Here is a 1,990-nt window from a genome sequence, read left to right on the forward strand (position 1 = left end):
TTTACTTTAGCTAAAAAGCTTATTGTAGATGTAGTTCCAGCAGGAAGTGAAGCTAAAGCTAAAAAGCCTGGAGGAACAACAGATACAGAAGATACAGGAATACTATTAACTTGAACTGAATTTGGGATGAATGTAGCACCTAAGTTTATAGTGTCAAGGAAGAATACATTTTTAAAATCAACATTACCAGTATTGTTAATAGCGATTGTATAAGTAATGGTGTCATTTAAAGTAGCGAAGGTTTTATCCACAAATTTTATAGATGAAACTGATGGATTAACTAAAGTTGTAGTTACAATATTTGATTCAACGTTAGTTAAATCAGGAATAGTTGAATAAATATAACCAGTATTAGTAAAGACCGTAGTTGATGAATTAATAGAGGCATTAAATGTTACTGTTCTTACCTCATTTATAGCAATACTAGTTAATGTAATTCCAGGAGGTATGATATCGCCACTAATAGGGAGATTATTCACTTTAATACTGTTTGGAATAAAGGTTAGTCCAGATGGTAAGGTATCAAATAAAATAGCATCTGAAGCTAGTGTACCAGTATTTTTAATAACTAAAGTATAAGAGATAGTATCAGTTGAAATTGCAAAATTTCTATCAACTATTTTAGTTATTGTAAAATTTGGACTATCTATAAATGTAGTAACTACATCATTTGTGTCTTTAAATGCTAGATAATCTGGAATGGTTGATGGAGTTGTAGAATATTTATAGGCGATTGTACCTGTATTTGTAAATGCTGTAGCTTTAGCTATAACATCAACATTAAAGGTTACAGTATGATAAGAATCGATAGGCATATCACCAATAAGGAATCCAAGTGGTGGAAGCACAGTAGCAGATGGATATGATACACCATCTAACATAACAGAACCTGATTTAAAACTAAGACCTGTAGGAAGTGTATCTAAAAGTCTAACTGTATTAGCCATATTAGTTCCAGTGTTAGAAACGCCAATTGTATAAACTAAAACATCACCTTTTTTTGCTGCAGCTAAATCAACAGCTTTAGTAGTTTGAATGAAAGGGCCCACAGAATCAATTTGAGTAATTAAAACGTTCATTGCTATAGCATCAGGAACGGCTGTATTAACAGTTACTGTATTTGAGTTGTTAGTTAAAGTTTGAGATAAAGATATGTTGGTTATATCAACACCGTAACGTTGCCAAGATGTATTAGGTGCAGGTGCAGGTCTATTAAAAGAACCAAAGCTTCCAGTGGTATCAAGCATACCAACATTTGGAGATTCTGAATCTATAATGTTAATTTGAGAATTCCAAAAAGCATTTTGTGGATTATTAGGTCCACTTAAAGCTTTTGAACCATTTCCACCATTTACAAAAAATGAACCACTACCATCAGCATCCATTAGATTTACAATCATACGACCTTGAGGAACTCCTGTTGGAGGAACTAAAAATCCTTTAAATGTCTGATTAACAGATGAACCTGTGGCAGTAGAACCTAAATTTACATTGAATTTTCTAAGAGGCATAGATAAATTTTCGTAGATAATAAAAATAGAAAACATACCATCTCCAGCATTAATTTGAGTTGGTAAGCCAAAAAGTTTATAAGTACCTGTACCTTTAGAATTAATAATATCCTTTATATCATTTATCCTAATTCCTTCCCAAGAATCATCAATGGAAACTTCAGGAACAATAGTATATTGAGTTCCGTCAGGGGCTTCTAATTTATATGAATTATTAGAAATTGCAGTTACAGCAAGACAACAAACTAAATCAGCATATAAAATAGTACTACCAGGAGGAAGGCTTGGAACTACAATAGAACAAGAAGAATTTAAATAATTTGTCGTAGTTCCAGGAGGCCATCCAGCTACTTGGTTTGCAGTGTCAAGGCTAGTTAAAACATTTTGCTCTCCAGAGCCAAGACCATAACCATTTGCAGCACCAGTAAAAGAACCTTTGGTTAAAACTTCATAACGGGTAATAAAAGGCATAATAAAAA

Annotated in this window: 1 pseudogene; it reads right to left on the reverse strand. The window is 32.7% G+C overall.

The features are described 5' to 3' along the window. A pseudogene (locus tag ACRC28_RS11640) lies at nucleotides 1-1,990 on the reverse strand (hypothetical protein); the annotation flags it as partial.

The sequence above is a fragment of the Clostridium sp. genome, from assembly GCF_051650885.1.
GTDB lineage: Bacteria > Bacillota > Clostridia > Clostridiales > Clostridiaceae > Clostridium.